Source organism: Micromonospora sp. CNZ296 (assembly GCF_007827635.1).
Genome location: NZ_VISW01000003.1, coordinates 92,628 through 115,092 on the forward strand (window position 1 = coordinate 92,628; position 22,465 = coordinate 115,092).

25 protein-coding genes are annotated in these 22,465 nt (G+C 74.3%); 14 read left to right on the forward strand and 11 right to left on the reverse strand.

The window, feature by feature from the left end; translation table 11 throughout:
- Position 1: 1 nt before the first annotated feature.
- Both FB455_RS05920 and FB455_RS05925 read right to left on the reverse strand, forming a co-directional pair.
- On the reverse strand, positions 2-637 hold the full coding sequence (locus tag FB455_RS05920; protein WP_221488115.1) for a helix-turn-helix domain-containing protein: 636 nt from the start codon (positions 635-637) through the stop codon (positions 2-4).
- 142 nt (positions 638-779) lie between these two features.
- A complete protein-coding gene (locus FB455_RS05925) occupies positions 780-1,757 on the reverse strand; it encodes a hypothetical protein (RefSeq protein WP_030270827.1) in 978 nt (325 codons plus the stop codon).
- A 146-nt stretch (positions 1,758-1,903) separates the two neighbouring features.
- Between FB455_RS05925 and FB455_RS05930 the strand changes: the two genes are divergently transcribed.
- Genes FB455_RS05930 through FB455_RS05945 form a run of 4 tightly spaced genes read left to right on the forward strand, consistent with a single transcriptional unit; the run spans position 1,904 to position 6,933 of the window.
- Positions 1,904-2,242 (forward strand): PadR family transcriptional regulator, encoded by a 339-nt coding sequence (locus tag FB455_RS05930; RefSeq protein ID WP_013285163.1) that lies wholly within the window; start codon positions 1,904-1,906, stop codon positions 2,240-2,242.
- Positions 2,239-3,060 (forward strand): ATP-binding cassette domain-containing protein, encoded by an 822-nt coding sequence (locus FB455_RS05935; RefSeq protein ID WP_013285164.1) that lies wholly within the window; start codon positions 2,239-2,241, stop codon positions 3,058-3,060. Before FB455_RS05930 ends, FB455_RS05935 begins: the two co-directional genes overlap by 4 nt.
- On the forward strand, positions 3,057-3,743 hold the full coding sequence (locus FB455_RS05940) for an ABC transporter permease (RefSeq protein WP_013285165.1): 687 nt from the start codon (positions 3,057-3,059) through the stop codon (positions 3,741-3,743). Before FB455_RS05935 ends, FB455_RS05940 begins: the two co-directional genes overlap by 4 nt.
- Before the next feature lie 52 nt (positions 3,744-3,795).
- A complete protein-coding gene (locus tag FB455_RS05945; protein WP_145752593.1) occupies positions 3,796-6,933 on the forward strand; it encodes a BTAD domain-containing putative transcriptional regulator in 3,138 nt (1,045 codons plus the stop codon).
- Here the strand turns inward: FB455_RS05945 and FB455_RS05950 are convergent.
- Positions 6,917-7,663 carry an ABC transporter permease gene (locus FB455_RS05950; protein ID WP_013285167.1) on the reverse strand — a complete coding sequence of 249 codons (747 nt, stop codon included), beginning with the start codon at positions 7,661-7,663 and terminating at the stop codon, positions 6,917-6,919. The genes FB455_RS05945 and FB455_RS05950 overlap by 17 nt on opposite strands.
- A complete protein-coding gene (locus FB455_RS05955; protein ID WP_013285168.1) occupies positions 7,660-8,601 on the reverse strand; it encodes a daunorubicin resistance protein DrrA family ABC transporter ATP-binding protein in 942 nt (313 codons plus the stop codon). The genes FB455_RS05950 and FB455_RS05955 overlap by 4 nt, the downstream gene beginning before the upstream one ends.
- A gap of 93 nt (positions 8,602-8,694) precedes the next feature.
- Here FB455_RS05955 and FB455_RS05960 point away from each other — a divergent pair, with 93 nt between their 5' ends.
- The 4 genes from FB455_RS05960 (at position 8,695) to FB455_RS05970 (ending at position 11,414) form a co-directional block, all read left to right on the forward strand.
- A complete protein-coding gene (locus FB455_RS05960; protein WP_030270822.1) occupies positions 8,695-9,267 on the forward strand; it encodes a DUF4240 domain-containing protein in 573 nt (190 codons plus the stop codon).
- A 77-nt stretch (positions 9,268-9,344) separates the two neighbouring features.
- Positions 9,345-9,986, forward strand: a complete 642-nt coding sequence (locus FB455_RS34685; protein WP_486481508.1) for a hypothetical protein — start codon at positions 9,345-9,347, stop codon at positions 9,984-9,986.
- Between the two features lies 1 nt (position 9,987).
- On the forward strand, positions 9,988-10,428 hold the full coding sequence (locus FB455_RS34690) for a hypothetical protein (protein ID WP_486481509.1): 441 nt from the start codon (positions 9,988-9,990) through the stop codon (positions 10,426-10,428).
- Positions 10,425-11,414, forward strand: coding sequence for a BtrH N-terminal domain-containing protein (locus tag FB455_RS05970; protein ID WP_145752595.1), 990 nt, complete (start codon positions 10,425-10,427; stop codon positions 11,412-11,414). The genes FB455_RS34690 and FB455_RS05970 overlap by 4 nt, the downstream gene beginning before the upstream one ends.
- A gap of 3 nt (positions 11,415-11,417) precedes the next feature.
- Here the strand turns inward: FB455_RS05970 and FB455_RS05975 are convergent, their stop codons facing one another.
- The gene (locus tag FB455_RS05975; RefSeq protein WP_047891832.1) at positions 11,418-11,843 is read right to left on the reverse strand and encodes a VOC family protein; all 426 of its coding nucleotides are present in this window, start codon (positions 11,841-11,843) and stop codon (positions 11,418-11,420) included.
- 45 nt (positions 11,844-11,888) lie between these two features.
- Complete coding sequence (locus FB455_RS05980) at positions 11,889-15,161, reverse strand: hypothetical protein (RefSeq protein WP_145752597.1); 3,273 nt, start codon at positions 15,159-15,161, stop codon at positions 11,889-11,891.
- 243 nt (positions 15,162-15,404) lie between these two features.
- Here FB455_RS05980 and FB455_RS05985 point away from each other — a divergent pair, with 243 nt between their 5' ends.
- From FB455_RS05985 to FB455_RS05995, 3 genes are all read left to right on the forward strand, one after another.
- Positions 15,405-16,298: a sulfotransferase domain-containing protein gene (locus FB455_RS05985; RefSeq protein ID WP_013285174.1), complete on the forward strand. Its 894-nt coding sequence runs from the start codon at positions 15,405-15,407 to the stop codon at positions 16,296-16,298.
- A 27-nt stretch (positions 16,299-16,325) separates the two neighbouring features.
- Complete coding sequence (locus tag FB455_RS05990; protein ID WP_232236656.1) at positions 16,326-16,838, forward strand: hypothetical protein; 513 nt, start codon at positions 16,326-16,328, stop codon at positions 16,836-16,838.
- Positions 16,839-16,910: 72 nt separating this feature from the next.
- Entirely contained in the window at positions 16,911-17,621 is a 711-nt protein-coding gene (locus tag FB455_RS05995) for a helix-turn-helix domain-containing protein (RefSeq protein ID WP_013285176.1), read from the forward strand.
- Here the strand turns inward: FB455_RS05995 and FB455_RS06000 are convergent.
- Positions 17,603-18,181 (reverse strand): dihydrofolate reductase family protein, encoded by a 579-nt coding sequence (locus FB455_RS06000; protein WP_030270811.1) that lies wholly within the window; start codon positions 18,179-18,181, stop codon positions 17,603-17,605. The genes FB455_RS05995 and FB455_RS06000 overlap by 19 nt on opposite strands.
- Positions 18,182-18,235: 54 nt before the next feature.
- Positions 18,236-18,700 (reverse strand): rhodanese-like domain-containing protein, encoded by a 465-nt coding sequence (locus tag FB455_RS06005; protein ID WP_013285178.1) that lies wholly within the window; start codon positions 18,698-18,700, stop codon positions 18,236-18,238.
- Positions 18,701-18,762: 62 nt separating this feature from the next.
- On the opposite strand from FB455_RS06005, the gene ftrA reads away from it, so the two are divergent.
- On the forward strand, positions 18,763-19,764 hold the full coding sequence (gene ftrA / locus FB455_RS06010; RefSeq protein WP_030270809.1) for a transcriptional regulator FtrA: 1,002 nt from the start codon (positions 18,763-18,765) through the stop codon (positions 19,762-19,764).
- On the opposite strand, the gene FB455_RS06015 is transcribed toward ftrA, so the two are convergent.
- Genes FB455_RS06015 through FB455_RS06025 form a run of 3 tightly spaced genes read right to left on the reverse strand, consistent with a single transcriptional unit; the run spans position 19,731 to position 20,882 of the window.
- Complete coding sequence (locus FB455_RS06015) at positions 19,731-20,099, reverse strand: nuclear transport factor 2 family protein (RefSeq protein ID WP_013285180.1); 369 nt, start codon at positions 20,097-20,099, stop codon at positions 19,731-19,733. The genes ftrA and FB455_RS06015 overlap by 34 nt on opposite strands.
- Complete coding sequence (locus tag FB455_RS06020) at positions 20,077-20,553, reverse strand: SRPBCC family protein (protein ID WP_030270807.1); 477 nt, start codon at positions 20,551-20,553, stop codon at positions 20,077-20,079. The genes FB455_RS06015 and FB455_RS06020 overlap by 23 nt, the downstream gene beginning before the upstream one ends.
- Positions 20,550-20,882 (reverse strand): ArsR/SmtB family transcription factor, encoded by a 333-nt coding sequence (locus FB455_RS06025; protein ID WP_013285182.1) that lies wholly within the window; start codon positions 20,880-20,882, stop codon positions 20,550-20,552. The genes FB455_RS06020 and FB455_RS06025 overlap by 4 nt, the downstream gene beginning before the upstream one ends.
- 205 nt (positions 20,883-21,087) lie before the next feature.
- On the opposite strand from FB455_RS06025, the gene FB455_RS06030 reads away from it, so the two are divergent.
- Together FB455_RS06030 and FB455_RS06035 are read left to right on the forward strand one after the other, a co-directional pair.
- A complete protein-coding gene (locus FB455_RS06030; RefSeq protein ID WP_030270804.1) occupies positions 21,088-21,804 on the forward strand; it encodes a hypothetical protein in 717 nt (238 codons plus the stop codon).
- Between the two features lie 70 nt (positions 21,805-21,874).
- Positions 21,875-22,465 (forward strand): FAD-dependent oxidoreductase, encoded by a 591-nt coding sequence (locus tag FB455_RS06035; RefSeq protein WP_030270801.1) that lies wholly within the window; start codon positions 21,875-21,877, stop codon positions 22,463-22,465.

The following is a 22,465-nucleotide window of genomic DNA, read 5'->3' on the forward strand; positions in this document are numbered from 1 at the left end:
GTCAGAACAGGCGGGGCGTGACCACCGAGACCACAGTCGTCACCGCGTCGGTGTCGTTGTAGAGCTGGTGCGGCACCGACGAGCGCAGGTGCACGCTGTCGCCCGGGAACAGCCGGTGCTCGACGCCCTCGACCTCGTAGAGCAGTTCGCCGGAGATGACGTACGCGAACTCCTCGCCCCGGTGACCGTACGCGTTCTCCCGGCGCCCGCCCGGCGCGATGTGCACGAGCATCGGTTCGAGTACCAGGTCCGGCCCGCGGTCGGAGAGCATGCGGTAGGTCTGCTGCCCGGACACGTACTGCGTGGCGGCCGTCTCCGCCCTGGTCAGCGTGAAGTGCCGGGGAAGCGAGGAGACGGTGCTGTCCGGCGCGGCGGTGCCGGCGTCGAAGAAGTCGGCCACCGACCGGTCGAGCGCCTTGGCGACGCTGCCGAGGGCGGTCAGCCCGATGGAGGAGATGCCCCGCTCGACCTGGGACAGGAAGCCGATGGACAGCCCGGAGCGGGAGGCGAGGCCGCGCAGCGTCAGCCCGCGCTCCTTGCGGTAGCGCCGGATCCGGCCGCCGACGACGCCCGCGGGCGTGTTCTCGTCCGCGGCGCCACCGGAGCCGGCCTGCTCCGACGGCGGCTGACTGTTCATGGGCCGCACGGGGACCTCCTGTCGAGGTGGCGGGACGTCCGCCGGGATGTTCGATGGTATCGAACATCCCGGCCGGTCCGCGAGGGGCCGTGCGGCCGGTTTCCCCACATCGTCCCGGTGGACCGCGGCCGGCGTCGCCCGCCTACCGCTTCACCAGGTTGCGCAGCGCCCCGAGCAGCGATCGGTGGCTGACCTCGGCGTAGATCTTCTTGTCCGAGCCGTACAGGACCACGTACGGGCACTGCTGGTCGTCCCCGCCCATGGTCTTGTCCAGCAGTCGGCGGCCGGTCGCCACCTCGTACACCCGCAGGCGGTAGGTGGCCTTCAGCAGCGTCAGCGTGTCCGGCTTCGGGTCGTCGTACCGGCACTTGCGGATCGTCGCGCCGGTGCTCGTGCGATCCAGGCAGGCGACCATCTGCACGGTCTTCGGGTCCTCCGACGCCCAGGTCCGCTCCACCCGCTTCGACAGGCCCTCGTCGTAGTAGTAGACCTGGTCGTGGCGGCGGTTGCCCGTGCCCAGGTCGGTGCCGACGAGCAGTGCCACCGGATGCGGCGCCGCTCCGGTGCGCTTCGGCGACTGCGGGAAGTAGAGAACCCCGTCGCACACGTCGTTGAGATCGGAGATCTGCGCCGCCGGGAAGTCGCTCGGCTGCGGCCCGCGCGCCGACGGCTCCGCGCTCGCCGTCGCACCCGGCGTGGGCGTCGCGCCGGACGACCGCGAGGGCGCCACCGGCGGCGCGGCGGGCTCCCGCCCGGCCGTCTCGCGGGGCGAGGAACCCAGCAGGAACGCGCCGCCGATCAGGCCCGAGCACGCCACCAGCAGCAGCACGCTCAGCACCGCGACGGCGACGACCAGACCGCGGCTGCGGCCGGACGACGGCGGGCCGGGTGGCGGGTACGGCCCGAACGGCGCAGCCGGCGTGGCCGGACCGTACGGCGGACCAGCGATGGGCGGCCCGTAACCCGGAACGGGCGACCCGTGACCCGGCCCGGTGGCGGGCGGTGGTGGCGGCCCGGGAACGCCGGGCGGCTCGCCGGCCGGCCGCATCCAGGCGGTCTCTCCCCGCTGTTCCGCGTCCCCCGCCGGTCCCTGCTCGGATCCGGCCCCCGTGTCGGACATGCGCATTCCCCCGTCGAACCTGTGCGGAGGGCGCAACCTATCAGCCTCGCCGGACCGGAGGAGGCCCCACTAGGTGGTTGCGCTACCTAGGTAGCGGCGCTACCGTCATCGCCGGATGTCGTCCGATCGGGACAGTGCGGAGCGGGATGAACCAGGAACGGCGGGCGCAGTGGCTGCGCGGGGTGCTCGACCTCTGCGTGCTCGCGCTGCTGAGCCGGGGCGAGTCCTACGGCTACGAGCTGTCCCAGGCGCTGCGGGCCCACGGGCTGGGCGCCGTGCAGGGCGGCACCCTCTATCCGGTGCTGCTGCGGTTGCAGCGCTCCGGCCTGCTCACCGCGCACTGGCGGGAGGGCGGGACCGGGCCCGCGAGGAAGTACTACCGGATCAGCCCGGCCGGCAGCGCGGCGTTGCGGGCCGCCGCGATCGACTGGAGCGCCTTCGCGTCGAGCGTGGGCACGATACTGCGCGAGGAGCCGAAGCGGTGAACCACGAACCCTGGCTCGCCGCCCTGACCGGCGAGCTGCGCCGGCACGGGGTGGGGCCCGACCTGACCGGTCACGTCGTCGCCGAGGCGGCCACCCACCTGCTCGACAGCGGGGAGTCGCCGCTGCGGGTCTTCGGCGCGCCGGAGACGTACGCCCGGGCGGTGGTCGACAGCCTCGGTGGCCCCGACGTGCGACCGCCGCGCCGCCAGCCCGGACCGGTGCGGCTCGCCGCGCGCGGCATCACCAAGCGCTACCGGGGGCGGACCGTCCTGGACCGGGTCGACCTCACCGTCCGGGCGGGCCAGATCGCGGCGGTGGTCGGTGCCAACGGCGCCGGCAAGAGCACCTTCCTGCGGATCTGCGCCGGCCTGCTGAGCCCGGAGGCGGGCACCGTCGAGGTGCACGGCACGCTCGGCTACTGCCCGCAGGACGGCGGCACCGCCGAGTTCCTCAGCCCGGACGAGCACTTCGTGCTGATCGGCGCCGGCCGGGGGCTGGGCCGGACGGCGGCCCGTCGGGCCGGTCGCGCGGAGGCGGCCGGGCTGGAGTGGACACCGCCGCGACGCATCCAGGCCCGGCACCTCTCCGGCGGCACACGGCAGAAGCTCAACCTGGTGCTGGCCCGGCTCGGCGAGCCGGACGTGCTGCTCCTCGACGAGCCCTACCAGGGGTTCGACAGGGGCACCTACCTCGACTTCTGGCACGAGGTGTGGCGCTGGCGCGACGCCGGCAAGGCCGTCGTGGTCGTCACCCACCTGCTCAACCAGCTCGACCGCGTCGACGTCGTGCTCGACCTGGCCGGGGAGCGTGACGCGTGAGCCGGACCCTGGTGGTGGCCGAGGCCGCCCTGCGCGAGCTGCTGCGCCGCCGTACCGTGCTGGTCATCCTGCTGCTGATGCCGCTGGCGTTCTATCTGAGCCGCCGCGGCGACCACCTCGGACAGTCGATCCGCTTCGTCTGCCTCGGCCTGGGCTGGGCGCTCAGCACCGCCGCGCTGTTCGCGGGCAGCGCGGCGCGCGGCATCGAACCCCGCCTGCGGCTCTCCGGCTACGGCAGCCGGCACCTGGTGCTCGGCCGGCTGCTCGCGCTGTGGACCGTCGGCATGCTCCTCTCCACTCCGTACTTCCTGCTCGTCCTGGCCGACCAGCGCGACGTCCGGTACGGCGCGATCGCCCTGATCATGGCGCTGACCGTGTTCGTGTCGGTGCCGTTCGGCCTGCTGCTGAGCGCCGTGCTGCCGCGCGAGCTGGAGGGCACGCTGGTGCTGCTCACAGTGGTCGGTCTCCAGATGGTGATGGACCCGGCGGGCAGCGCCACCCGCGCGTTGCCGTTCTGGTTCAGCCGCGAGCTCGCCACGTACGCCGTCGACCACACCGACGGCGGCTACCTCAACCGCGGCCTGACCCACGGGCTGGCCTTCGCTGTCGCACTCACGCTGCTGGTCGTGGCGGCCGCCGCGGTGCGGCTGCGGCAGCGCCGCCACCTGCGCCTGGCCACCTGACCGGCGGGGGCGGCGGACCGGACCCGGTCGCCGGGCGTGGCAGGATCGGCGGGTGCAGATCGGGTTGCTCGGGCCGTTCCAGGTCACCACGGACGGTGGCGTACCGGCCGACGTGCCGGGCGCGCGGCTGCGCGGGCTGCTGGCCGCCCTCGCGCTCCAGCCCGGTCGCGTGGTCCCGAAGGCGACGCTCGTCGACTGGATCTGGGGCGAGCAGCCGCCCGCCGACGCCGCGAACGCGCTGCAACGGCTGGTCTCCCGGCTGCGCAAGGCGCTGCCGGCGGGCACCGTCGACGGGCTGCCCGACGGCTACCGGCTCGCCGTCGAGCCCGACGCCGTCGACGCCGTACGGTTCGAGCGTCTCGTCCGCCGGGCCCGCGACGGCGACGGGCCGCAGCGGGTACGGCTGCTGCGCGAGGCGCTGGGCCTGTGGCGCGGCGACGCGCTGCGCGACATCGGCCTGCCCGACAGTCCGGCGCTCGACGCGGCGGCCACCCGGCTGGAACGGCTGCGCCTGACCGCGACGGAGGACCGGTACGACGCCGAGATCGGGCTCGGCCGGGAGGCCGACCTGATCCCGGAGCTGACCGACCTGGTGGCCGCCCATCCCGTGCGCGAGCGGCTCGCCACGGCGCTGATGCGCGCGCTCGTCGCGGCCGGCCGCGACACCGAGGCGCTGCTGGTCTACCAGCGCACCGCCGACGCGCTCGCCGACGCGCTGGGCGCCGACCCGTCGCCGGAACTGTCGGCGCTGCACGTCGCCCTGCTGCGCGGCGAGACGGTCCGCCGGGAGGACACCCGCCGCACCAACCTGCGCGCCGAGCTGACCAGCTTCGTCGGCCGGGACGCCGACCTCACCGCGGTCGGCACGCTGGTGGCCGAGCACCGGCTCACCACGCTCACCGGCCCGGGCGGCTCCGGGAAGACCAGGCTGGCCACGGAGACCGGGCGCCGGATGACGGGCGACCTGCCGGACGGCGTGTGGCTGGTGGAGTTCGCCGCCGTCAGCGCCGGCGGGGACGTGGTGCAGGCGACGATCTCCGGGCTCGGCCTGCGCGACGCGCTGCTCGGCGACGCGGGCAGCGCGGAACCGGCCGACCGGCTCGTCGCGGCGATCCGGGACCGGGAGATGCTGCTGATCCTGGACAACTGCGAACACGTCGTCGACCAGGCGGCGGCGCTGGCGCACCGGCTGCTCGGCGAGTGCCGGCGGCTGCGGATCCTGGCCACGAGCCGGGAACCGCTCGGCATCACCGGGGAGGCGCTGTGGCCGGTCGCGCCGCTGGGCCTGCCGGACGGCGACGCCCCGATCGCCGAGGTCGGGTCGTCGCCCGCCGTGCGCCTGCTGCGGGACCGGGCCGCGGCGGTACGCCGGGACCTCGCCTTCGACGCCCGTACCGCGACGACGATGGCGCGGATCTGCCGCGCGCTCGACGGCATGCCGCTGGCGATCGAGCTGGCCGCGGCGCGGCTGCGCACCATGTCCGTCGACCAGCTCGCCACCCGGCTCGACGACCGGTTCCGGCTGCTCACCGGCGGCAGCCGGACCGCCCTGCCCCGGCACCGGACGCTGCGCGCGATGGTCGACTGGAGCTGGGAGCTGCTCAGCGACGCCGAACGCGCGGTGCTGCGCCGGCTGTCGGTGTTCTCCGGCGGGGCGAGCCTGGACGCGGCCGAGCGGGTCTGCGCCGGCGGCGCCGTCGAGCCGGGCGACGTGCTCGACCTGCTCACCGCGCTGACCGACAAGTCGCTGCTGGTCGCCGCCGGTGACGTCGCACCGCGCTACCGCATGCTCGGCACGATCAAGGAGTACGCCGCACAGCGGCTCGCCGAGGCGGGGGAGGCGGACCTCGCCCGTCGCGCGCACCTGGCGTACTTCACCGAGCTGGCCGAGACCGCCGAGCCGCGGCTGCGCCGCGCCGACCAGCTCACCTGGCTCGCCCGGCTGGAAGCCGAGCACGACAACATCACCGCAGCCGTGCGGGGGGCGCTCGCCGCGGGTGAGGGGCGCGAGGCGATGCGGCTCGCGGCCGGCGCCGGCTGGTACTGGTGGCTCGGCGGCCACCGGACCGAGGGCATGGAACTGATCATCGCGGCCACCGAGGCGCCCGGCGACGTGCCCGACGACATCCGAGCCGTGGTGTACGGACTCGTGGTGCTGTTCCTCAGCTCCGGGCCGGGCGACGCGCAGCACGCGGCCGAGTGGATCCACAAGGCGTACCGGTTGAGCGGCGAAGGTCACGGTGGTCACCCGGAGCTGGCCCTGGTCGTGCCGATGGAGCGCATGCTGCGGGAGCCGGACGCGCTGCTGCCCGCCTGGGAGTCGCTGCTCGACCACGAGGACCCGTGGGTACGCGCGCTGGCACGGCTGCACCTGGGCAAGCTGCGGGTCATCCTCGGCGTCGAGGCGGCGGAGGCGGAGGCGTGCCTGCGGCAGGCGCTCGCCGAGTTCCGGGCGGTCGGTGAACGCTTCGGGATCTCGTTCGCGCTCAGCGAGCTGGCCGAGCTGATCGCCGTACGCGGTGACGTCGCCGCCGCCTGCGACTACTACGAGCAGGCAGTCGCGGCGGTCACCGAGGTCGGCGCCGTCGAGGACGTGATCCGGATGCGGGCGCGGCTGGCCTGGCTGTACCGGCTGGGCGGCGACGAGTCGGCGAGCGCCGCCGCGCTGGCCGAGGCGCACCGGCTCGCCGCGGGGGTCGCCTGGCCGGGCGCGCTGGCCGAACTGGCGCTGGTCCGGGCGTACCTGGCCCGCCACGACGGTGACGCGGACGAGGCGTACGCGCAGCTGCGGTCGGTGTCGGCGCTGCTCGGCGACGAGGCGGACCTGGCGAGTGTCCGGGCGGGCACCCAGGATCTGCTGGGTTACCTGGCCGAGGACGTCGAGCAGGCTCGTACCCATCGGGCGGCGGCGTGCCGGGCGGCGCGCGAGGGTGGCTACGCGCCGCTGACCGCGCAGGTGCTCGTCGGTGTCGCGGACCTGGCGGTGCGGCTGGACCGGCCGGACCACGCGGCGCGGCTGCTCGGCGCCGCCACCGCGGTACGCGGGCTGCCCGACCGCGCCCACCCCGACGTGCCGCGGATCGAGGCGGCGGCGCGCGACCGCCTCGGCGACGCGGAGTTCGCCGAGGCGGTCGCACAGGGCCGGGAGACCGGCTGGGAGCGGCTGGTCGAGATCACGCTCGCTTCGTGAACGTGGACCGCGCCCACAGGTAGCCGACCACCGCGATGCCGGCGCACCAGACGACCGCGGGGATCACGTCGCCGGCCGACGGCGCGCCGTCGAGCAGGCCGCGCAGGGTCTCGATGATCGGCGTGAACGGCTGGTACTCGGCGAACTGCCGCAGTCCCGGCCCCATCTTGTCCGCGGGCACGATCGCGCTGCTGAAGAACGGCAGCAGGACCAGCGGCACGGAGGCCATGCCCGCCGACTCCGGCGACTTCGCGAACAGGCCCAGCGCGACTGTGAACCAGCTGACGGCGACGCTGAGCAGCACCACCACGCCGGCCACGCCGAGCCAGTGCAGGGGATCGGCGGCCGGGCGGAAGCCGAGCAGGAACGCCACCCCGACCAGGGCCGCGACCGCGAGGACGTTCGTCAGCACGGTGGCGACGACGTGGCCGGTCAGCACCGCGCCCCGGGAGACGTGCATGACCTTGAAACGGTTGATGATGCCCTTGGTCATGTCGGAGTTCACCGACGTCGCGGTGCCGCCGAGGCCGTAGCAGACCGCCAGCAGCATCAGGCCCGGCGTCGCGTAGTCGACGTAGTCGACGCCGACGGAGAACGCGTCGCCGAGCATGTACACGAACATCAGCATGACGATGATCGGCATCAGCACCGCGTTGAACACCGAGGTCGGGTTGCGGCGCAGGTGCGTCAGGTTGCGGCGCAGCATGACGACCGAGTGGTTTCTGCTCATCTGGCGGCCACCTCCGGGGTACGGCCCGTCAGGGCCAGGAACACGTCGTCGAGGTCGGGGGTCTGCACGGACAGGTCGTCGGCGTTGATCGCGTGCGCGTCGAGCCGGTCGAGCAGGGCGCGCAGCGCCGCGGTTCCGCCGTCGGCGGGCACCCGCAGCGCCAGCGCCTCCTCGTCGCGTACCGCCTCGGGCAGCACCAGCGCCGCCGCGTCGAGTTCGGCGACGGTGCCGAACCGCAACCGCACGTGCGTGCCGGGGATCCGGCGCTTCAGCTCCTCCGGCGTGCCCTGGGCGACCAGCCGGCCCTGGTCGAGCACCGCGATCCGGTCGGCGAGACGGTCGGCCTCGTCGAGGTACTGGGTGGTGAGGAAGACCGTCACGCCGCCGGCCACCAGATCCCTGATGATCGACCACATGGTGCGGCGGCTGCGCGGGTCCAGCCCGGTCGTCGGCTCGTCCAGGAAGATGATCCGCGGCTCGCCGACCAGCGTCATCGCCAGGTCCAGCTTGCGGCGCATGCCCCCGGAGTACGTCGACACCGGCTTGTCGGCGGCCTCGACCAGGTCGAACCGTTCCAGCAACTCCGCGACGACCCGCTTGCCGGGCACGCGGTTGCGCGGGCCGAGGTCGACCATCAGTTGCAGGTTCTCCCGCCCGGTCAGCAGTTCGTCCACCGCCGCGAACTGCCCGGTCACGCCGATCGCCGCGCGGACCGCCTTGGCCTCGGTGACGACGTCGTGCCCGGCCACCCGCACCGACCCGGCGTCGGCGCGGATCAGGGTGGTCAGGATGTTGATCGCTGTCGTCTTGCCGGCTCCGTTCGGGCCGAGCAGGGAGAAGATCGTCCCGGCGGGGACGTCCAGATCGATGCCGTCGAGCACCACCTTGTCCTTGTACGCCTTGCGCAGCCCGGAGACCGTTATCGCTGAACTCGTCATGCGACCACCATGGGCGGCCGTACCGCCACCGCCCTGACACGGCGCTGACACGGCCGCTGACAGCTTGTCGGTGGGCCGGCGTACGGTCCCGCCGTGGATCGGGAGACGTTCTGGGACATCGTGGAGCGGGCGCGCCGTGCCGCGGGCCGCGAGACGGTCACCGCCGAGGGGGCCGACGCGGTGGCCCGGCACCTCGTCGCGGAGCTGTCGGTGCTGAGCCCGGCAGCGATCGTGGGCTTCCAGCAGGCGTACGACGACGTGAATCTAAAGGCGTGGCGCTGGGACCTGTGGGCGGCCGCCTACCTGATGCGCGGCGGCTGCTCGGACGACGGATTCGACTACTTCCGCGGCTGGCTGGTCGCGCAGGGGCGGGCGGTCTGGGAGCGGGCCGTCGCCGATTCCGACTCACTCGCCGAGGCCGGCGTCGACCCGGAAGACGACGCGGTCGAGTGCGAGGCGGTGCTGAGCGCGGCGGGCGACGCCTACGCCGAGGCGACCGGCGCCGGCACCGACGCGTTCTGGGAGGCGCTCGACGCCGCCGACCACGCTGCTCCCCCCGGCCCGGCGCCGGCCGACCCGGCCGGTGAGGACTTCGACTTCGACGACGACGAGCAGATGCGCGCCCGCCTGCCGCGCCTGGCGGCGATCTACCGGCCGGTGGAATGACGGGTCACGGCCCGCCGCCGGCCCGATCCGGGTTAACCGCTGGTCCGCCGCGGGCCGGGTGGGCGAGCATGGTCGGCATGGCCGGGTCGACGGGTGCGAGGCTGCCGCTCCAGGGTGGGCTGCCACCCGGCGAGGCGCTGACCGGCGCGGTGCTGGAGATCGCCTGCGACGAGTCCGGTTTCTCCGGGACCAACCTGCTCGATCCGGCCACCCCGGTGATCGTCCACGCCAGCGTCGACCTGAGCCGTGACGAGGCCGCTGCGTTGATCCGTACGCTGCGGTCCGGGTTCCGGTTCTCGCCCGACGAGGTCAAGTCCCGGCAGTTCCTGCGCCGCCGCGAGGCCGCCGAGGCGGTGGAGTGGTTCCTGTCCGCGCTGCGCGGCCGGGCGCACGTGCACCTGGTCGACAAGGAGTTCTTCCTCGCCAACCGGGTCGTCGACCTGCTGCTGGCCGAGCCGTCGTACGCGGCGGGCACCCGCCTCGCCGGTGACCGGGCGTCAGGCCGCGGCGGCGCTGCACCGGGCCGGGCGGGCGGCCGGACCCGGCTGGGCGGTCTTCCTCGCCGCCGTCGTCGAGATGCTGCGCACCAAGCGGCGGGATCGGGCGGACGACCGGAGCGTGCAACGGTTCTTCGCCGCGCGGGACGCGTTACGGCGTCACGTCGGCGACGAGGCGGCCGGCGCGGTCCTCGACGCGCTCGATCCGGCCCGGGTGGCTGAGATGCAGGCCAGGTTGTACGCGGGCGACCGGACGATCCCGCCACCGCTGGAGCCGCTGCTGCCGGCGCTGGCCGAGACCGTCCTGCACTGGAGCGGCGGCCGGCGGCGGGTGCTGGTGATCCACGACGAGCAGAGCGCGCTCACCCAGGACCGGCTGCGCCGCCTCCAGGCGGCACTGGCCGCGGTCGACCCGGCCGGTCCGTCACCGCTGGCCGGGCTGGTGATGACCGATTCGCGCGACGACCCGCGCGTCCAGGCCGCCGACCTGCTCGCCGGGGTGGCCCGCCGGATGCCCGGCATCCCCGGCGACGGACCGCTGCGCCCGCTGCTGGCCCCGCCCTCCGGGGACGCCCCGGGCACCGCCGCTGGAGCGCACGATCCGGGCGCCGTCGCCGCGACGCACGATCCGAGCGCCGTGACGGCGGAACAGGAGGCGACGTGATTCTCGACGACGTGACGCCGACCGGCGGGGTGCACTGCGAGACCACCACGCTCGGCGTGCTGACCCGGCACGCGGGCCTGGACCTGTCCGAGCCGATGCTGTTCGGTCTCGGCGAGGGGCTCGGCTTCGTCTACTGGGACGCCAAGGGCATGGACGTGCCGTTCCTCGGCGGGCGCACCAAGCCGCTGTGCGTGACCCGCGCCGCCGCCGGCCGCCTCGGGTTGGACCTGCGCGTCCGGGAGACGACGTCGGCGGCCAGGGCGTGGCGGAACGTCACCGAGGCGCTGGACGCCGGGCACCCGGTCGGCCTGCAACTGGACTCGTACCACCTGGACTACTTCACCACCCGGGTCCACTTCGGCGGGCACACAGTCGCCGTGTACGGCTACGACGACTCACACGCCCACCTGGTCGACACCGCCCAGCAGGGCGGCGCGGTGACCACCACGCTGGACAGCCTGGCCCGGGCCCGCGCCGCGCGCGGGCCGATGACCGCGCGCCACCTGTCGTACACGCTCACCGCGCCCGGCGGCCCGCCGGACCTGGACGCCGCCGTCCGCGCGGCGGTACGCGCCAACGCCGGGGCGTTCCTCGACCCGCCGATCGCCAACCTCGGCCACCGGGGGATCGCCACCGCCGCCGCCCGGGTGACCCGCTGGCTGGACCGCGCCGCCGATCCGGCACGCGACCTTCCGCTCGCCGCGACGCTGATGGAACGCGGCGGCACCGGCGGCGCGCTGTTCCGCACCATGTACCGGGACTTCCTCGCCGAGGCCGCCACCGTCACCGGTGACGCCCACCTGCGCCGGGCACAGCTGATGTACGCCGACATCGCGCCGCTGTGGACCGCCGTCGCCGACCACATCGCCACCGCCGGGCGGACCGGGGACGCCACCCACCTGACCCGCGCGTCTGTGGTCCTCGCCGACCTGGCCGTCCGTGAACGCGAGGCGATGACGGTGCTGGCCGCCGTCGACGCCGGGTAGGCGTCAGCCGAGCTGCTCGGCCAGCGCCACGATGACGCCCGCCGGGCCGCGCAGGTAGCAGAGCCGGTAGACGTCCCCGTACTCCGCCACCTCACCGATCAGCTCACCGCCGTGGGCCCGCAGCCGGGCCACCGTGTCGTCGACGTCGTCCACGGCGAACATGACCGACCGCAGGCCCAGCGTGTTCGGCGGCGCGTCCGGCGGTTCGGCGGCGACGAGTGCCGGCGCCCGGAACCGCGTCAGTTCGAGCTTGCCGTGGCCGTCCGGCGTCCGCATCATCGCGATGTCGACCCGCACGCCGTCGATGCCGTTGACCCGGTCCACCCACTGCCCCTCGACCGGCATCTCGCCCTCCACCTCCATCCCGAGTTCGGTGAAGAAGGCGATCGCGGCCGGCAGGTCGTCCACCACGACGCTGACGTGATCCATCCGCTGAAGCGTCACGCCCCGAGCATAGGGCGACGCCCGGCGTGGTCAGCTCATGTCGAGCGTGTACGCGGCCTCCCGTACGTCGGCGTCCGGATGACGGCGCAACCCGACGAGCAGGTCCCGCCACGGCGTCTTCCAGCCGAACTCCGACCCGTGCGCGACCAGCGCCACCGCGAACAGGCCAGCGGCCAGGTCTCCGCGCCCGGCGAGGTGATCCACCGTCTCGGCGAGGGCCGCCGGATCGGGCCGCCGCCGCATGGTGAGCAGGCGATCGCCGACGCGTTGCGCGGTGCGGACCGCTACCACGGGCCGGCCGGCGCAGAGTGCGGCGACCTCGTCCAGCTCGTCGAGCCGGCCGAGTTCGACGAGCAGCCCGGTGGCCGTACCCAGGAAGCCGTCCTGGCCGGCGAGCCACCGCGCCGCCTCGACCAGCCCGGCCCGGTCGGCGCCGGCGGGGCGGCTGTCGGACCAGAGGGCCGCGCCCTCCGTGAGCAGTTCGACGCGCCGCCGGGCGGGCCGGTCGGCGGCCGGGCCGCCCGGGTCGTCGTCGGCCGCGTCCCGTTCCACCAGCCGGGCCAGCGCGGCCCGGAACGCCGTGTCGCCACCGGCCCGCAGCAGGTTCGCCACCCCGATGGCCGGCGTCGTCTCGTCCGGGTCGGTGAGCCGGTCCACGACCAGGTCGGTGACGTCGGTCAGCCACGGCGACCACTCGCCGAGCGCGTCGAACGCCGCGCGCCGGACCTCCCGGTCGTCCGCCCGGCACGCCTGCACCACCAGCGCGGCGTAGGCGCGGCGGTGGCGCTCCGAGATCCCCGACGGGTACGCGCCGAGCACCGCCCGCCGCTCCTCCCGGCCGGCGTGCACCGCCGCGCGCAGCACCGTCCAGCCCGCCTCGGTCCCCAGCCGCTGCCGGGCGGCGGAGACGATCGCCGCGCGCACGTCGCGGTGCGTGCCCGGATCGGCGTACGCCTCCCCGAGCACCACCATCACGTCCACCTGCGCGTAGCGGGCCAGGAGCCGCGCGGCCTCCTTGCGGCTGGTGACCTTCGCTGCGCCGGTGAGCACCCCGCCCAGCAACTCGGCCAGGCGGGCCGGCGGGACGTGGCGGGCGGCCCGTCCGGCGGCGTACAGCGCGACGCGGGCCCGGTCGCCGTCGGCGTACCGGAGCAGCAGCGGGAACGCCTCGTCCGGCCGGTCGGTCCAGGCCAGCGCGCCCAGCGCCGCCTCGGCGACCGGCACCTCGGACGCGTCGGCGTGGCGCAGCACCATCTCGCGTCCGGCCGGGCCGGCCCCGGCGGCGGCCCGGATCGCCGCCGCCCGCTGCCACACCCGGTGACCGGAGTCGGCGACGACGCGCGCCTGAAGCGCCACGAAGCGTTCCTGGTGGCGCGGAAGCCACCGCTGTGCCCGCGGCGCCGGGCCGGGCACCCACCGCTTCCCGTTCTCCACGAACCGGCCGCGCGGCGGCCGGTCCAGCACGCGGTCGAGCAGGTCGGTGCGGGACGTGCAGACGATCGCCCACACCTCGTGGATCGCCACCGCCGACGCGTCGACGTCGAGCACCTCGGCGACGCGCCGCGAGCGGGTACGCGGATCGGCGAGCCACAGCCCGACGGCCGTACGGGCCACAGCGGGCAGGGTGTCCGGCCCGATCGTCCGGCGCAGCAGGTCTTGAAGCTCCGGCAGACGCCAGGCGCGCCGGCCGAGCGCGTGGGTGAGCGCGAACAGCAGTCCGTACCGGCCGCGCGCCATGCCGGCCTCGATCCGGCCGCGCAGCCGGTCGAACACCACCCTCTCCTGGCCGTGGCGCAGCACCATGTCGAGCCGGCGCAGCACCGGCACGTTCGCGTCGCTGCTCACCGCGTCGATCGTGCGCAGTGCCCACTCGGTCAGCTCCGGCACGTCCACGTGAAGCGTGAGGACGTCGACGGCGAGCCGGCTCAACGCCGTGGTGGTGGTCGCCGAGGTGTCCCGCGCGTCGACCGCGTCGGTGGTGAGCCCGGTCAGCCCGCCCGCGCTCGTATTGGTGAGCAGCGGCGCCACAGTGGCCAGCGCGGTGAGCGCGGCGGCGCGTACCGGGTCCTGCTCGTTGCGCAGCCGGCCCAGCCGGACCACCACCTGGGCCACCGTCCGCGGATCACGGGAGCGGCGCGCGGCCGCCACCAGCAGCCGCCACCCGTCCGCCCGTTCGTCCGCGTCGCCGGAGCGCAGCGCCGCGCTCGCCGACGCGGACGCCTCCGGCCACGGCAGGTACGCGCTCCAGAACCGCACCTGCTCCTCCCGCTCCCGGACGGACGGGAGGGTCAGCACGCGGGCCGCCTCGCGTGCCCGTACCGCAGCCGGCAGCACCTCCATCACCGCGGCGCCGGGTAGCAGCGCCGTGGTGTCGGTGTCGGCCAGCGCTCCGTCGTACAGCTCGGCGCGGCGGTTCGGCGGCACGGCGCGCAGCAACGCGGCGAGCGCCCGGTCGTGCTCCCGCAGCCGGGCGGCCAGCGGGACCAGTTCACCAGTGGGCAGCGTGGTGAGGCGGAGCAGCAGCGCCCGGGGCAGCACGGTCCGGGCCAGCCAGGCCGCGCGGCCGGGCGACGTGAGCAGGCGTACGACCCGGCGCGCGTCGTGTGCGGCGAGCCGCCCGTACGCGACGATCGGGCCGGGCAGCGACTCCTCGGGCGCGTACGCGTCGAGCAGGTCCAGGGCCCGCGCGGGCTCACCGCGCAGCACCGCGCCGGCGGCCTCCGCCCAGATCCGCCCGCGCGACTCGGGCGGGGCCGCGGCGAGCCGCTCACCGGTGCGCGCCAGAACGATGTCGCTGTGCGTCCGCATCAGCCGTTCCGGGTTCAGCGCGTGTTCCAGGTCGGGCAGCCAGGCCCGTACCGTCTCGGGGCCGCAGGCCGGCAGCAGCGCGGCGGCCTCGTGGTCGCCGAACCGCTCGCGTACCCCGATGATCAGCGCGTCGGCGACGGCGGGCGACGGCCGGCGGCGCAGCGTCCGGTAGACGCGCCGCCGCGCGTTCGCCGGCCGGTCGGTCAGGTCGGCGGGCGTCACGCCGGCCCGCACGGCGGCGGTCAGCGCGGTGGCGGCGATCGAGGGTTCCGGGTCGTACGTCGCGGCCAGGACGGCCGCGGTGTCCCGGCTGGCCAGCGCGGCGAGCAGCGCGAGACGCCGCTCGTAGGGGCCGTGCCGGCGCAGGTCGGCGCAGACCTGTGCCCGGTCGGGTGCGGTGCGTGCCCATGCCACGAGACGCCGCGTCCGGTCGCGGTGGGACAGCGGGTCGAGGACGGTCAGCAGGTCGCGGGTGGCGGTGAGCACGGCGCTCATTGTGCCGGTGCGCGGGTGGCGGCGGGTGCCCGTCGCGCCTATTCCGCAATTCCTATGGAAATTGTAGATTTTCAGCGTTCTCCCAGCCGCCCGGGATTGACATCAATCGGACCGTCGGGGATATTCCTAGCGGCGCGTCGGGGCGCGGGGCGGAGCAGGCGAGGTCTGCGGACTTCACCTGCGTGACGTGCGGAAAGGTGTTCGTGCTGCCCCTGCTCCGCGGGGTCCGGATGAGGTTGGGAAATGATTAATCGGGCCGTCGAATTCGCCAAGCACAATTCGCCGAATTCTCTGCGCGTCAAGGCCCGGCGGGCGCAGATGGAAGCGCGCAACGCCCGCATGCGACTCACCGTTCCGGTGGTGGCCCGTAGCGAGTTCGACAACATCTTCCACTGCACCGTCCGCAAGACCGGCAGCCAGTGGATCAAGGCGCTGTTCAGCGACCCGGCCGTCTACCGCCACTGCGGGATGCTGCCCTACGACCCGCGCTTCTACTCCGGCGGGGCGACCGCGCCGGTGCCGGCCGGCCGTATCGGCCTAGCGATCTTCCTCTCCCACAAGCGGTTCGAGGCAGTGCCCAAGGCCGGCAGCTACCGCGCGTTCTTCGTGATCCGCGACCCGCGCGACGTTGTCGTCTCCAGCTACTTCTCGCTGCGCAACTCGCACGCCCCGATGGGCGACATCCCGCAGGCACGCAAGGCCCTCCAGGAACTGCCGAAGAAGGAGGGCATGCTCTACGTCATCGACCGCCTGCGCGACAAGAAGCAGTTCGGGCAGATGCGGTCCTGGGCGGTCGCACCGAGCGCCGAGACGTTCCGGCTGTTCCGCTACGAGGACCTCACCGGCGAGCGGCAGGCCGAAGAGGTCGACCAGCTCCTGCGGCACTGCGGCATCACGCTGCCCCCGGCCGAGCTGGAGGCCCTGCTGGCGCGCTACAGCTTCACCAAGATGAAGAAGTCCAAGGAGACCCCCGGGCGGATCTCCCACTACCGCAAGGGTGCGTCCGGCGACTGGCGCAACCACTTCGACGACGACATCTACGCCGCGTACACGAAGGCGGCCGGTGACCTCGCGGAGATCCTCGGCTACCCCGCCCGGGACGACGAGCGGAACGGGCAGGAGTCCGCCGCACGGTAGTGCGGGACACAGGGCCGGGTGAGAAGAATGCCGGACCGGGAGATGATCATTGCTTCCCTGGGAACCGCCGGGGTGGAGGTGGTCGACTTCCACTGGGACTCCGCCGGGCTCCCGGCCTCGGCGGCCTGGATGCTCTCCGCGTGCTCGGAGGAGGACGGCAGGGAGGATGTCGAGTTCATGTTCGACGACTCCTGCCTGATCGAGGGCGCCAACGCGGCGTGGTGGGACTTCGCGTACACGGGCCGGTTGTTCGACGAAGAGGGGTGCTTTCTCGTCTCGGTCGGGCCGGTCGACGGAGAGCCGTCAGCGAGGCCGCACTGGGCCCGGGTGCGGCTGCGCGACGAATGGGATGTCATCGGCAAAGGCGTGGACCGGGGTGTGCTGGGAGGCCCTTCGGGGCGACCTGGCTTCGTCATGATGGCGCTGGACGAGCGTGTGATCGTCGGCGCTACCACCTGGAACGGATTCATCAGCGTCATGAGGTTGGCAGATCCGACGACGGCCGAGCCGATCCGCCGGGCGATGGGTTTGCACGACTGAGCCGGAGAGCCGGACCGGCCGTTCCCCGGGCGCCCGACCACTCGTGCCCCGTGGCCGCCGTATGCTCCTGCCGTGGAGCTGCGGTTCACCACGCGGGCGTCCGACTCGGCCTGGATCGACACCGTGTGGACCTGCACCAGCGATCGGGTCGACGAGATGACCTCGGTGGCGACCCCGTGCTGGGGGCTCGTGTTCTGGCAGCGCGACGGGCGCTCCCACGCGGCCGTCTCCGGCCCCGAGACCGCGACCGGCACCGCGCCGGTGCCCGAGGGCGCCACATTCGTCGGCATCGAGTTCGCGGTGGGCACCTCGCTGCGGCTCGTACCCACGCCCGAGCTGGTGGACAGCGGCGCCGAGCTGCCCGACGTGAGCCGCCGGACGTTCCGGCTCGACGGCGGCCGGTGGCCCACACCCGGCCCGGACGACGCCGAGGCCCTGGTGGACCGGCTGGTCCGTGCCGGTGCGGTGGTCCGCGACCCGCTGGTCACCGAGACGCTGCGCGGCGGCCGTCCACCGGCGTCACCGCGTACGCTCGAACGCCGGTTCCGGGCGGCGACCGGGCTGACCCGGGGCGCGGTGCGGCAGATCGACCGCGCGCGCCGCGCCGCCGTGCTGCTGGCCGCCGGCGGCCCGCCCGCCGACGCGGTCACCACCTTCGGGTACGTGGACGAACCGCACCTGGCCCGCGCGCTGCGCCGGTACGTCGGACGGACGGCCGGTGAGCTGCGCGCGGGCGCCGGTGGTGCGATAGCGCTGGACCCGGCTCAGCGGGTCACGTCGTAGATCAGCTTGACGACGCCGTTGGGATAGGCGGCGGAGTCGCGCAGGCGCAATGTCTGCCGGTCCCGGTCCGCCTGGCTGAACAGGCCCTTGCCGGCGCCGAGCAGCACCGGGAAGACGAGCAGGTGGTACCTGTCGATCAGGTCCGCCTCGGCGAGACGGCGGGCGAGTTCGGCGCTGCCGTGGATGAAGATGTCGCCGCCGTCGCCCTGCCTGAGCGCGGCGACGTCGGCGGTGCTCCGCAGGACGGTCAGCGGTCCCCAGCCGTCGATCAGCGCGTCCTCGGGCAGGCTTGACGACACCACGTACTTCGGCAGATCCCGGTAGGCGGCGTGGTCCTCGGAGTCGCGCCAGGTCGGCGCGAACGCCTCGTAGCTGCGCCGTCCGAACATCAGCGCCGTGGTCTGTTCCAACTCCTCACCCTTGAGCGAGAACGCCTCCGGCAGGAACTCGACGTCCTTGACGACCCAGCCGCCGCTGCGGTGCTCCTCGCCCGGACCGCCGCCGGGGGAGTCCACCACGCCGTCGAGCGACATGAATCCGGTGTAGACAAGATCACGCATGCGGCCATGCTAGGAACGGCCACCACCTGCCGTCTTGTACGGAACCGACACGCCTCAGCAGCCGCACGTCGCGCCGGCCGGGGCGGTGAGGTCGTCGGCGGGCCGCCGGACCAGCCCGGCCTCGGTGCGTACCGGGAAGCCCTCCCGCACCCAGTACTCGTACCCGCCGATCATCTCCTTGACCGGCCGGCCGAGCCGGGCGAACTCCCGCGCCGCGCGGGTGGCGCCGTTGCAGCCCGGCCCCCAGCAGTACGTGACCACAGTGGCGTCCGCCGGTACCAGCTCGCCCGCCCGGCCGGCGATCTCCGCGGTGGGCAGGTGCACGGCGCCGGGGATGTGCCCCTGCCGCCACGCCGGAAGGGAGCGCGAGTCGATCACGACCAGGCCGGTCACGCCCGCCTCCAGGTCGGCGTGCACGTCGCTGACGTCGGCCTCGAAGGTGAGCCGGGCCGCGAAGTGGGCGAGGGCGTCGGCGGGACGGGCAGCGGGGATGCGCAGAACGTTCGACATGGCACCCATCGTGGTGGCCGCCGTCCGGTCGCTCCAGTGGCGCGAGCGACGCTGTTCGCTAAGATCCCGCCATGAACCGTGCCACCGTGTCGGTGCTGGCGTACGAGGGCATGTCGGCGTTCGAGACCGGAATCGTCACGGAGGTCTTCGGCCTGCCCCGCCCGGAGTTCGACGTCGGCTGGTACGAGCTGACCGTCTGCGTGGAGACACCCGGCGCGGTGCGGCTGGTCGGCGGCGCGACGCTGCACACCGGCCACGGCCTCGACGCGTTCGCCGCCGCCGGCACGCTGATCGTGCCCGGCGTCGCCGACGTGCACGCCGACCCGTCACCAGCGCTCACCGACGCGCTCCGCGCGGCCCACCGGCGCGGCGCCCGGATCGTGTCGATCTGCTCGGGCGCGTTCGCCCTGGCCGGCGCGGGACTGCTCGACGGCCGCCGCGCCACCACCCACTGGCGGTACGCCGACCTGCTCGCCCGGCGCCACCCGGCGGTACGCGTCGACCCGGACGTGCTCTACGTCGACGACGGGGACATCCTCACCAGCGCCGGAAGCGCTGCCGGTCTCGACCTCTGCATCCATTTGGTACGCCGCGACCACGGTCCGACGATCGCCAACGCGGTCGCCCGCCGGCTGGTCGTACCGCCGCACCGCGAAGGCGGTCAGGCGCAGTTCATCGAGGCGCCGGTGCCCGGCGACCCCGAGGACGACCGGCTCGCCGCCAGCATGTCCTGGGCGCTGGCGAACCTCAGCGCCCCGATCACCGTCGACCGGCTGGCGCGGCGGGCGCACATGTCGGCCCGTACCTACCTGCGGCACTTCGCGCGGGCCACCGGCACCACCCCGATCCGGTGGCTGATCGAGCGGCGCGTCCAGGCCAGCCTCCCGCTGCTGGAGACCACCACCGCGCCGATCGAGGAGGTCGCCACGACGGTCGGGTTCGAGACGGCGGTGACGTTCCGGCACCACTTCACCGCAGCGATGCGGACCTCGCCGTCGGCGTACCGCCGGGCCTTCACCCGGCCCGGCGGCCGCCACGCTCACGACCCGGCAGACCCCAGCGGTACGACGTAGGAGTCGACGCGGGCGATGAGCCCGTCCCGGAACGTGAACAGGTCGTTGAAGGCGAAGCGGAACGGCCCGTGCTCGACGCTGACGCCCCGGCCCTCGCCGGTCACCACGACGACCGGCCCGTCCTCGTGCACGCGCTCGACGTCGAGCTGCGGGCTGCCGGTGAAGGCCGGATTCTCGATCTCGCCGTCGAACTCCGTCCGGCCCCGGGTGGTGCGGTGGCCGTGGATGACCCACTCGACGTCGTCGGTGAGCGTGGCGAGGATGCGCTCGTGGTCGCTCGCCCGGAAGCCGTCGAAGTATTCGGCGACCAGGTCACGCTGGGTTGCTCGGGTCACTGCTGTCTCCATCGTCGTGGTGTCGGAGGTGGGCGGCGAGGGCGTCGAGGATCGAGGCGAGCCCGTCGGCCGCCTGGTCGGTGCGCAGCTCGGGCGGAAGCTTGCGCTGGTGCACGGTGAGGTCGGTGCCGTGTCCGGCGGGCCGCAGCGTGACTGTGGTGCGCAGGCCGGTGACCGGCTCGTCGAACACCAGCTCGCTCGGCGGTTCGACGCGTACGTAGACGAACCGCAGCCGCCCGGTCCGGCCGTCCGGGGCACGGGTGTCGAGCGCGAACTCCCCGCCGGGTCGCAGGTCGACAGTCACCGACGCCTGCGGCACGGTGGCGTGCGAGCCGCCCCAGAACGCGGCGATCCCGGTCGGTGAGGTGAAGGCCTCCCACACCCGGTCGGGCAGGGCGGGCAGATGGCGGCGGGCGATCAGTTCGTCGCCGTCTCGTTCGGTAGCCGCCCTCACCGGGTCGCCTCCGGAGCGGAGAGGTGCGTCTCCAGCGCGTCGAGGCGGTCGTCCCAGGCGCGGCGCTGCTCGTCGATCCACGTGCTCAGCCGGGTGAGCCGGTCGACGCGCAGCCGGCACGGTCGCCGTGTGCCCTCGCGTCGCTGCTCGACCAGGCCGCACCGGCGCAGGACGCCGACGTGGTGGGAGATGGCCTGCGGCGTCAGGTCGAACGGCTCACCCAGCTCGCCGACTGTGGCCTCACCACGGGCGAGGCGGGTCACCAGGGCGCGGCGGACGGGGTCGCCGAGGGCGGCGAAGGCGAGGTCGAGGTCGGGATCGGAGCGCATGCCCTCACGCTATCGCAAACAATCATTTGTGCAAGCACCTGTTTGCAGAGTCGCCGCACCCTTGTGGGTGGACCGGCCGGAACCCGGCAGCGGGGCCGGGCGTTGGGGGAGTGGCGGTGCTGTTTCGGGTGACGCCGCATCGGGAATTCGTCGGGACGGGCCCGGGACGGAGGTCGACGTGAGGACACCGAGTCGCCGTAGACGGATGCTTGGCGCACCCCTGCTCGTCACCGCGCTGCTGGCCGGCGCGTGTGGCGACGGCGGCGCGAACGACGGTGGCGCCGCGGGGACCACCTCGCCGCCGGCCGCCGGCTCGACGACCGCGACGCCGTCGCCGTCGGCCTCGTCCGGCGGACGCGTCACGATTCCGACGTCAGCCTTCGCCGATCTGCCGCCGGAGCTGCGCAAGACCGACGCGCAGCCGATGGAGGTCACCGACGCGCTGCCCGGATTGTGCGACCAGGAGTTCCGCAGCGGCGGGCGGTCGGTCACCGCGAGCGCCGCCATGAGGAGCGCCTACAAGCAGCCCAAGGACCCGCCGGAGAACGTCCCCTACGGCACGCTGCACCAGACCGTCTTCGCCTTCGAGGGCACCGGCGCGGCCGACTACCTGCGCCGGGTACGCGGCGCGGTCGCGGACTGCCGGTCGTTCCAGGCCTCGGGCGGCACCGTCACCGTCCGGTCCGAGCCGATGGCCGGAACCGGGGACGAGGCCCTGCTGGTGACGGTGAGCCGGCCGGCGACCAGCCTGGACGGCAGCCCGGCCGAGGGCCGGACCACCAGCCAGATCCTCGTGATCCGGGTCGCCGACGCGGTCACGGTCGTGCACGACCAGGGCTGGGAGGGCACCAGCAACGACCCCGGCCTGGCCGACGACGTCGCCCGGTCCGCGGTCCGCGGCCTCGACTCCTGGCAGCGCTAGCGACGGCGGCGCGCCACCCGGGGGTGCAGAATGGGCGGACCGCCGCGACCGTCGAGTGGATGGAGCCGCCATGGCCGCACGTCCGGACGTCGTCGTCCTCGGAGCGGGGGTGAGCGGGCTCAGCACCGGCATCCGGCTGGTCGAGAGCGGCGCCCGGGTGCTCGTCCGCACCGCGGCGCCGCCCGCACACACGACGTCGGCGCTGGCCGGGGCGATGGTCGGCCCGAATCTGTCCCCGCCCGGCGACATCGGCCTGCACCCGGTGCGCGGCCCTCGGATCGTGGTGCGCAACCCCGGCCTGGACCGGTTCTTCATCGAGGCGCCGATGGCGCCGACATGGGCGTCGATCTTCCCGCACGGCGACCACGTGGTGCTCGGCGGCGGCCAGCGGCGCAGCGACGACACCACCCCCGATCCGGCCGAGGAGGCCGACGTCCTCGCCCGGTGCGTCGCGATCGAACCCGCCCTGGCCGCCGCCGAGGTCCTCGAACACCGCGTCGGGCTGCGTCCCGGCCGGGCGGTGCCGCGCGTGGAGGCCGAGCGGCGTGGTGACGCGCTCGTCGTGCACAACTACGGCCACGCGGGCAACGGCGTGATGCTGTCCTGGGGCTGCGCCCGCGACGCCGCGGCGCTCGCCCTCGGCCCGGCGCCCGCCGCCTGA